6 protein-coding genes are annotated in these 9,169 nt (G+C 47.9%); 5 read left to right on the plus strand and 1 reads right to left on the minus strand.

Features of this window, described 5'->3' with window-relative positions:
- Nucleotides 1–130: 130 nt before the first annotated feature.
- Nucleotides 131–1,249 carry an alkene reductase gene (locus QZW47_RS22420; RefSeq protein WP_293131678.1) on the plus strand — a complete coding sequence of 373 codons (1,119 nt, stop codon included), beginning with the start codon at nucleotides 131–133 and terminating at the stop codon, nucleotides 1,247–1,249.
- Nucleotides 1,250–1,477: 228 nt separating this feature from the next.
- Nucleotides 1,478–2,482 (plus strand): protochlorophyllide reductase, encoded by a 1,005-nt coding sequence (locus tag QZW47_RS22425; RefSeq protein WP_293131681.1) that lies wholly within the window; start codon nucleotides 1,478–1,480, stop codon nucleotides 2,480–2,482.
- Here the strand turns inward: QZW47_RS22425 and QZW47_RS22430 are convergent.
- On the minus strand, nucleotides 2,460–2,627 hold the full coding sequence (locus QZW47_RS22430; protein ID WP_293131684.1) for a hypothetical protein: 168 nt from the start codon (nucleotides 2,625–2,627) through the stop codon (nucleotides 2,460–2,462). The genes QZW47_RS22425 and QZW47_RS22430 overlap by 23 nt on opposite strands.
- A 209-nt stretch (nucleotides 2,628–2,836) precedes the next feature.
- Here QZW47_RS22430 and QZW47_RS22435 point away from each other — a divergent pair, with 209 nt between their 5' ends.
- From QZW47_RS22435 to QZW47_RS22445, 3 genes are all read left to right on the plus strand, one after another.
- Nucleotides 2,837–4,312, plus strand: a complete 1,476-nt coding sequence (locus QZW47_RS22435) for a hypothetical protein (RefSeq protein ID WP_293131686.1) — start codon at nucleotides 2,837–2,839, stop codon at nucleotides 4,310–4,312.
- Between the two features lie 202 nt (nucleotides 4,313–4,514).
- A complete protein-coding gene (locus QZW47_RS22440) occupies nucleotides 4,515–6,623 on the plus strand; it encodes a ShlB/FhaC/HecB family hemolysin secretion/activation protein (RefSeq protein ID WP_293131689.1) in 2,109 nt (702 codons plus the stop codon).
- A gap of 370 nt (nucleotides 6,624–6,993) precedes the next feature.
- Complete coding sequence (locus tag QZW47_RS22445) at nucleotides 6,994–9,078, plus strand: filamentous hemagglutinin N-terminal domain-containing protein (RefSeq protein WP_293131692.1); 2,085 nt, start codon at nucleotides 6,994–6,996, stop codon at nucleotides 9,076–9,078.
- The last annotated feature ends 91 nt before the right edge of the window (nucleotides 9,079–9,169 follow it).

Consider the following 9,169-nt stretch of genomic DNA (forward strand, 5'->3'; position numbering starts at 1 on the left):
TACCTCATCTTTTCGAGAACCGCTATAGATATGCTGGCCCAAGATTTGTTGGCAAGTTTGGTTTAAGTTAGATTAAGAAGCGATCGAACTCAGATTTTCCACATTCTTCAGTTGAGTAGATATCAAGATTATGACGACTCAAACAACTTCTTCACTTCTGCTGAGTCCCTTCAAGCTGGGAGATTTATCGTTGAAAAACCGAGTAGTCATGGCACCGATGACGCGGGCGAGAGCTGGTGAAACGCGGATGCCCAATGCCTTGATGGCCGAGTATTACGCTCAGCGGGCCAGCGCTGGTTTGATCCTCACAGAAGCTACGGTGATTTCCGCTCAAGCTAACGGTTGGCTGAATACCCCCGGTATTTATTCAGACGAGCAAGGGGAAGCTTGGAAACAAGTTGTAAATGCGGTTCATGCCCGCGAAACACCAATTTTCATGCAGCTTTGGCACTGCGGGCGGGCTTCCCACAGCAGTTTTCAGGAAAACAATCAATTACCAGTTGCAGCGTCTGCCATCAAAATCAACGGAGAAGGAATTCATAGCCCTGCCGGCAAACAACCCTACGAAACTCCCCGCGCTTTACAAACAGATCAAATACCGCTGGTTGTAGCAGATTATCGCCAGGCGGCAGAACGGGCAAAAATGAGTGGTTTTGACGGTGTAGAAATTCACGGGGCTAACGGCTATTTAATTGACACGTTCCTGCAATCGAAAACTAACCACCGCACAGATGCCTATGGTGGTGGAGTCGAAAATCGCTACCGTTTTCTTAAGGAAATTGTGGAGGCAATTCTGACAGTATTCCCGGCTGACAGAGTTGGAGTTAGGCTTTCTCCGAACGGTGTTTACAATGATATGGGTTCTCCAGATTATCGGGAAGATTTTCTGTATTTTGCGGGGCAGTTAAATGGCTACAATCTAGCTTACCTTCACTTGGTGGACGGTCTGGCTTTTGGCTTTCACCAATTGGGAACGCCGATGGTGATAGGAGAGTTTCGCGATGTGTTTGCCGGGCCGCTGATTGGCAATTGCGGGTACACTCAAGAACAAGCCGAAACGGCTTTGAGCAGCAAAGTTGCGGATTTAATTGCTTTTGGTCGCGATTTTATCAGCAATCCGGATTTGGTAGAGCGTTTTGCTGGCGGTTGGCCGCTCAACCCGCCTGCTGAAGTTGGTGTGTGGTATTCTTTTGGGGCTGAAGGTTATATTGATTTCCCTACTTATCAGGAATCGGTGGCTATTTCCTGATGGGGTTCGTAGCGCAGAGTTTGAAGGGGACTTGGATTGGGAAGGATCGATTTTTTTGAAGCTAGAAAAATCTGCCCGGTGGCGATCGCCAATCTAGAGAGTTGAGATCCAGAACATTTGGGCCTATCCTATTAACCTGAGGACATCTCAAAACATCCGAGCTGCTAGCTGGGGTGTTTTGAGTTAGCCAAAAAAATAATCAATCGCGATCGAAGTATTTTTAAGAAAATGGCACAAAATCACAAGTCAACAGTTATCATCACCGGCGCATCCTCCGGCGTCGGCTTGTACGGCGCCAAAGCCCTTGCAGACAAAGGATGGCACGTAGTCATGGCCTGTCGCGACGTGCGGAAAGCGGGAGACGCAGCCCAAGAGTTGGGGATACCTCAAATTAGTTTCTCGATTATGCAGATTGACTTAGGCGATTTGGAAAGCGTGCGCCGCTTTGCTCGCGAATTCAAGGCCAGCGGCAGGCCTCTGGATGCTTTGGTTTGCAATGCAGCAATTTATCTACCTTTGATTAAGGAACCGCTGCGGAGCCCGGAGGGTTACGAGTTGACGATGACTACAAATCACCTCGGTCATTTTCTGCTGTGCAATCTGATGATGGAAAATATGAAGCCTTCCTATTATCAAGATCCGAGAATGGTGATTTTGGGAACCGTGACTCACAATCCAGACGAGTTGGGCGGGAAGATTCCGCCGCGCCCGGATTTGGGCAAGTTTGAGGGCTTTGAAGCTGGTTTTAAAGACCCGATTTCGATGGCTGATGGCAAGAAGTTTGAACCTGTCAAGGCTTACAAAGATAGCAAAGTTTGCAACGTGCTGACGATGCGGGAATTGCACCGTCGCTTTCACGAATCCACGGGGATTACTTTCACTTCGCTGTACCCGGGATGCGTTGCAGATACGCCGCTTTTCCGCAATCACTATCCTTTATTTCAGAAGCTGTTCCCGCTGTTTCAGAAGAATATCACGGGCGGTTACGTGTCGCAGGAGTTGGCGGGCGAAAGGCTGGCGATGGTGGTTGCAGATCCGGAATACAAGCAATCTGGGGCTTATTGGAGTTGGGGAAACCGCCAGAAAAAAGAGGGTAAGTCTTTTGTGCAGAAGGTTTCTCCCCAAGCGCGCGATGATGAGAAAGGGGAGCGGATGTGGGAGTTAAGCGCTAAGTTGGTGGGTTTGGCTGATGCAGCTCCAATGGGGACTGCTAGTGCTGGCCGATCGGCATAATTGATGGTTTGTCCGCCAAAATTTCAGAAACCGGGTTTTTTACTTCGCCTGCGGGCTGTGACAAAGTAAATACGTCCAAAACCCGGTTTCTTGCTACGGGTGCGATCGCTCCTTCAGTATAAAAGCGTAGGTTTTGCGATCGCATCAACCGATTTTTTATACAGTTGGCGATCGAATTTATAGATATTTTTTCTGATCGGCATCCGATGGCTGCGTAAGTTTGGGGGGTTCCCGACTGTTGCCCAAATACCTAGATTTACCTATGATTTAGAGGACGAATTCTCGGCATGGCATGGACAGGCTAATCAGTACGTGCAAGATATACAGGTATAACCACATTGAGAGGTCGAATCAATGCCATCCCTAACCTACGTCAAAGGACTACCCACTCCAGAATCAGAACTGAATGCTTTAGGCTTCAGTCAGATGGAGATGTTTTTGACCGCCTTTGCCCCTATCTTTAGGCTGGCCGCGATTGAAACGGTTGATCAGTTATTGACTTGTACCGAATTCAATAAATCGAAATGGAACAGCCACATTCAAGTAACCTACTCCATCAACAAGCGTCACGCAAATGGCGTTATCGCCTACGCTAAAGGTAAGGTTGACGGCGCGAAGGAACATCGCTCATTGCATATCAAAACATTAACAGGTAAAGCAAAGTCGATTGAAATTTGGTTGAAGAAGGCAGAAAAAAAGTTAAAAGCAGCAAACAAGTTTTACTCCAAAAAGAATTGGCCCGGCAGCAGAGTAGGTGGTAATTTTCCTTTATCTTGTTCGCTCAAGTACAAGGAAACTAATTGGCAAAATTTACGCTTTCAAATTCACCATAAAAAGCGCAAGCTCTTCCTTTTTCAGAATAAACTAACCACGCTAAAGGCATTACCAATCAAAGTATTCGTACCTCGCGATCAAGTTTTCTTGGTAGGATCTCAAGACGAGACACTAGGGAATGGTATTGCTCAATGGAATGGTTCGACCTTAAAGATTAGAACCCCAAGGTGTCTTGAAGGGAGTTTTGGTAAAGGTGTTTCAGCCGAGATTGGTAATTTTGACCGCAATATTAACAGACTGCCACAGGACGGTGCAAAGACATGGCATCTATTCAAAAAGGATAATAAGTGGAAAGTCGCGGTATCTTTTACACCAAGCCCTGTCAAGTCTCAATCTCTTGATCGAGCTTATGGCTGCATTGGGATTGATCTGAATCCTGGCTCAATTGGTTGGGCTTATGTTGATACCGATGGCAACTTAAAAGCCTCATGTCAAATTGCCTTACAAATGGGTTTACCCAATGGTGCACAGCAAGCTCAAATTGTTAATGCTTGTCTTCAGTTGGTGACGTTAGCTCTACTCTATCAATGCCCTATTGTCTGTGAAGAATTAGACTTTTCGGACAAAAAGCAGCGCTTAGGTGAAACGAGTCATAAGTATGCCCGAATGCTTTCTTGTTGGGCGTATAACGAATTCTATAAACAACTAAGTGCTATTCTTGCCAACCGTGGTATTGAATTAATTACAGTCAATCCAGCTTTTACAAGTATTATTGGCTTGTTCAAATATCTCAAAATGTACGGACTCGCTAGCGATGAAGCGGCTGCTTTAGTGATTGCTCGTAGAGGAATGAGATTAGGTGAAAAACTCCCAGACTCCATAACCGCCTATGTCGAGGTGAACTCGAACAAGCACGTATGGGGTCAATGGGCCCAACTGAATAGAAAGACCAAGCAATCCGGTAAAATAGCTCGTAGACACGATTATTATACCGTTTCTAACTGGAGTTTTCTGGTCAACCCTGAGATTAGTCGAAGGGAAGCGTTCGCGCACTAGAAAAGATTTGCTTAAACTTACACCGCAGAAGTTTATACCTAAGTAAACCTAGGTTTTTAGAAACGGTATTAACCAAAAGGTCGATCGACTTTTTGGTTGCCCAACTTTTGCTGGCTGAGGCTGTTAGCTTTTCTTGGGGTTAAGATTGGTTTTTAATTGAAGGTACTTAATTTATGAACCTATGTTTACCCAATTATGCGAGATGAAATTATATCCTATGGCTTGTCAATCGCACAAACTATTTTTAATTGCGGGAATATTTGGGTTAGTTTGGTTGGGAAAGCCAGCTAAAACATCCGCGAGCACGGTTGAAATTTTGACTGCAAATGTTGAGGATTTGGCAGCAGCCAGGGGTGAAGCCGATCGCCCTTGGCGAAGCACCGACACCAATCTTGACACCCGCCAAGACTTGACAAACGTCGATCGGGAAACGCAGTTACCTGAGCCAACTCCCGACTTGCAGCCGGAAGTGGCAAATTCAGACAGCGGGGGATTGAGCACCAACACTCCAGAAACCGAGCTTTCTCAGTCGGAGCGAAAGCTAGAAACAAGTATGGATGCCGATCGAGATTCGCAACAAATCTCAAATCCGGTGACATCGGAATTAACTCCCAGCGCGATCGCTGTACCAGCAAGAGAGACGATCGCACTGCCACCGTTGAATTACGATCGCTCGATCGGCCAACTGCCCAACCCTGTTCAACCCAGAGAGCCGGAATTACCGCCGCCAACACTCCCGCAACCACCACCACAGCCTCCCCTCCAACCCAGCGTCCCAATACCAGTTCCCGGCGATGTGAGGCCTGGTATTCCGGGTACAATTCGGGTTTCGCGCTTTGAATTTGAGGGGAACACGGCTTTTAGCGATCGCGAACTAGCAGAAGTTACGCAACAATTTGTGGGGCGCGATATCACCTTTGCGGAACTGATCGCAGCAGAAGCGGCTGTTACTCAAAAATACGTAGCAGCAGGATACATCAATTCCGGGGCTGTAATTCCCGCGAACCAAACCTTTCCCAGAGAAGGAGGCGCGGTAAAAATTCGGATTGTCGAAGGCGGGCTAGATGAAATTCAGATTGCAGGAAACAGGCGCTTAAATACAAATTACGTGCGATCGCGCTTGGAGCGCGCCACCAGACGGCCGCTCAACCGCGATCGACTGCTAGAAGCCTTGCAAATGCTGCAACTCGACCCATTAATTGCCAATGTTTCCGCCGAATTGCAAGCAGGAAGCCGCCCGGAAAACAGCCGTTTAGAAGTGCGGATCAAAGAAGCAGACAGCCTCAGCGGCGAAGTTTTCCTCGACAACAACCGATCGCCCAGCGTCGGCAGTTTTCGGCGCGGCGTGCGGATAAATCAAGCAAATTTGCTCGGTTTGGGCGACGGGTTAGAGCTATCCTATGCTAACACCGACGGCAGCAACGAATTCACCGGCAGCTACACAGTTCCCGTCAACGCGCGCAACGGCACAATTCGGTTTGCTGCGAGCACAGCGAACACCAACGTGATCGAAGCACCCTTCGATGCTGCGGACATCGAGGGGAAATCGCGCACCTACGAATTAACTTACCGCCAGCCGATCGTCGAAAAGCCCGATCGCAATGCGGCTGTGGGAGTGACGCTTTCGCGGCAAGAAAGCGACACATTCCTGACTGGACAAAGATTTGCGCTATCAGCGGGAGCCAACGAGCGCGGAGAAACAAGGGTTTCGGCGGTGCGGTTTTTTCAAGAATACGTGCAGCGGAATACCAGACAAGTGATAGCAGCGCGATCGCAGTTTTCCATCGGTACCGATTTTTTAGGCGCTACCGTGAATAACAGCAGCCCAGACAGCCGCTTTTTAGCGTGGCGCGGACAAGCGCAGTACGTGAGGCTGCTAGGGCCAGAAACCTTGCTGATAGTGAGATCCGACATTCAATTAGCCGATCGCCCGCTGCTGTCGCTAGAACAAATCGGCATCGGTGGCGTCCAAAGCGTGCGCGGATACAGACAAGACTTGCTCTTAACTGATAGCGGTGCGATCGCCAGTGCGGAAGTAAGAATTCCAATATGGCGAGCGCCCCAAGTTAAAGGATTGTTGCAAATTGCCCCATTTGTCGATTTTGGAGTAGGCTGGAACCATTCAGGAGAAAAGCCAAATCCCGACTCTGATAAATTACTAGGTGCAGGTTTAGGGTTAATTTGGCAAATGGGCGATCGATTGAACGTGCGTCTCGACTACGGTATTCCTTTGATCAAAGCGCGATCGTCAGGCGATCGAACCTTCCAAGAAAAAGGCATCTACTTTCGGATTAACTACTTTCCCTTCTAGATTAGAAACCCACCCAAAAAATAGGTTCGTAGTGCGGACTTTAAGTCCGCATCAAAAAACTAGCAGATAAAACGGTAAAACCCAAAAAATAGGAGCCGTGAGGAGTGAGCGTCCACATCAAAAAACTAAGATTAGTGTGACAAAAGATTGCCACCAATAAATCTTATGTTTGTCGATAATAATATTGCCAGAGGGTGCCGAGCTTTTAAATTGTCAATAAGTAGCTAAAGATTGTTCGTAGCGCCACAGCGGCTCGACTGCGAACGCTCAAACAAAAAAATAGGTTCGATCGTTCGGAATGCAAGTCCGCATCAAAAGACTCAAGTCCGGATGAGCTAAGGCTGCTAAATGTTATTTAGAGGATTTTTTTATGCGTCGCTTGCATTCCTGCTTAATGTTTGCCTTCCTGCTGCTTTTTCCCGTTCCTGCGATCGCCCAAATCATCCCAGATGGGAGCTTGGGCGCCGAAAATTCGCGGATTGTTCCCGATAATATCAACAATTTGCCGATCGATCGCGTGACGGGCGGCGCAACTCGCGGCATCAACCTATTTCACAGCTTGCGGGAATTTAACATTAACGAAGGGCGGGGAGCCTATTTTGAAAACCCTAACGGTATCGCGAACATCTTCACCAGAGTTACGGGCGGTAACTCATCAAATATTTTAGGAACTCTGGGCGTTTTGGGCAATGCCAACTTATTTTTGATTAACCCCAAAGGCATTATTTTCGGTCAGAATGCGCGGTTAGATTTGCGCGGTTCGTTTCTGGCTTCCTCGGCTGCGGGCGTTGTGTTTAATAATGGTTTTGAATTCAGCGCCGCTAATCCCAATCCAGTAGCTTTGTTGGCGATTAATATTCCTGTGGGCTTGAGATTTCGAGACAATCCCGGCGCAATTGTCAACGGTTCGAGAGTTACTCAAAACATAGAAGGTACGACTCTTCCAGTAGGTTTGGCTGTTGCTCCCGGTCAAACCTTAGCCTTGGTAGGGGGAGATGTAATTTTTAATAATGGTTTTGCCAGCGCTTTTAGTGGCAACATTCAATTAGGAAGCGTGGCGAGTCCGGGTGCAGTCAGCTTCAAAATTGCGCCGGCAGGATTGGGTTTAGACTATACAAGTGCGGCTAATTTTGGCACCATCGAATTATCGGGTTTGTCGGCGGTGACAGCGAGCGGGCCTGCTGGTGGTGCGATCGCACTCCGGGGAGGAAATGTAATTTTGCGCGATCGGGCTTCCCTGGTATCCGATACACTAGGAAGTATCAACGGTCGCGATATTACAGTAGATGCAGCACAGTTAAGAATATTAGACAAAGCCTTTATTTCAACTGGTACTAGCGGGACGGGAGCCGGAGGAAATGTCAGCGTCCGCGCGACTGATGCTGTAGAAATTAAAGGAATTGGATTTGATAACTTTCGGCGCAATATCCTCGATGCCGGCGCAACAGGAACTTCTAGCTTTTTAACTCTGCAAAGCGGCATAGCTGTCGGGACAGTCGGCGCGGGTGCGGCGGGGAATATTACAGTTGATACCAAGCAATTAAGGCTCCGAGAAGGCGCGTTAATCATCAACCCGAGTTACGGTGCAGGAGCTGGGGGAAATGTGGCTATTAAAGCTTCTGAATCAGTCGAAATTAGCGAATCAGGGCTGTTCACCACCGCGATCGATCGAGGTAGTGGAGGCAATTTAACAGTTGATACCGCAAAGCTAACTGTGCGTAACGGGTCAGTTTTGTCAAGCGCAACTGTCGGTGCAGGTGATGGCGGAAACTTAACCGTGAGAGCTTCTGACTCGGTGGTACTCACAGAGTACCGATTAGATAGTTCCTTTGGTACTGGTATTATCACTAACAGTATTGGCGGCACCGGAAACGCGGGAAATATAGAAATTAATACACGCTCTCTACTCATAGAAGGGGGAACGTCGATAAGTTCTACGAGCGGAGTTACATCAAGAAATGGTGTGATTCCTGCTGTCGGGAGGGGTGGAAACTTGACCGTCAATGCTACCGACTCTGTGACACTAACTGGTAACAGCAAAAGTGACAGCTTATCCGCTGCTCGTATTGCTCGCAGTCAATTAATTACCGGGACTGTTGCGGGCGGTAATTCTGGAGACTTGAGGATTAATACTAGGCGATTGACTGTTGAAGGTACAGCCGCAATAGGAGCTTCCACTCTAGGTGCGGGTAATGGCGGAAATATCATTATCAATGCTTCGGAGTCGGTAAAACTGATTGGAACCAAAGATAATTTTTCAGCCAACGGTATAGCAACCGCTTCTGGAGAGACTGTGTATCAGACTTTATTTCAGCTTGCTCCCCCTACGGGCGCGGCGGGAAACATCAGCATTGCTACCCCAAGGTTGACTGTGCGGGATGGGGCGACGATCGCTGTCGGGAGTTTGGGATCGGGACGCACTGTCGATGTAAAGCAACTAATATTCCGGCAATAGTCGTACTATCCCGGTAAAACATGGTAGCATCTACTAACAATAGATCAAAAAAGCTACCATGACTCGGTATGTCACACCACGAGAAGCTTGC

It is taken from the genome of Microcoleus sp. bin38.metabat.b11b12b14.051, from assembly GCF_013299165.1.
Classification (GTDB): Bacteria; Cyanobacteriota; Cyanobacteriia; order Cyanobacteriales; family Microcoleaceae; genus Microcoleus.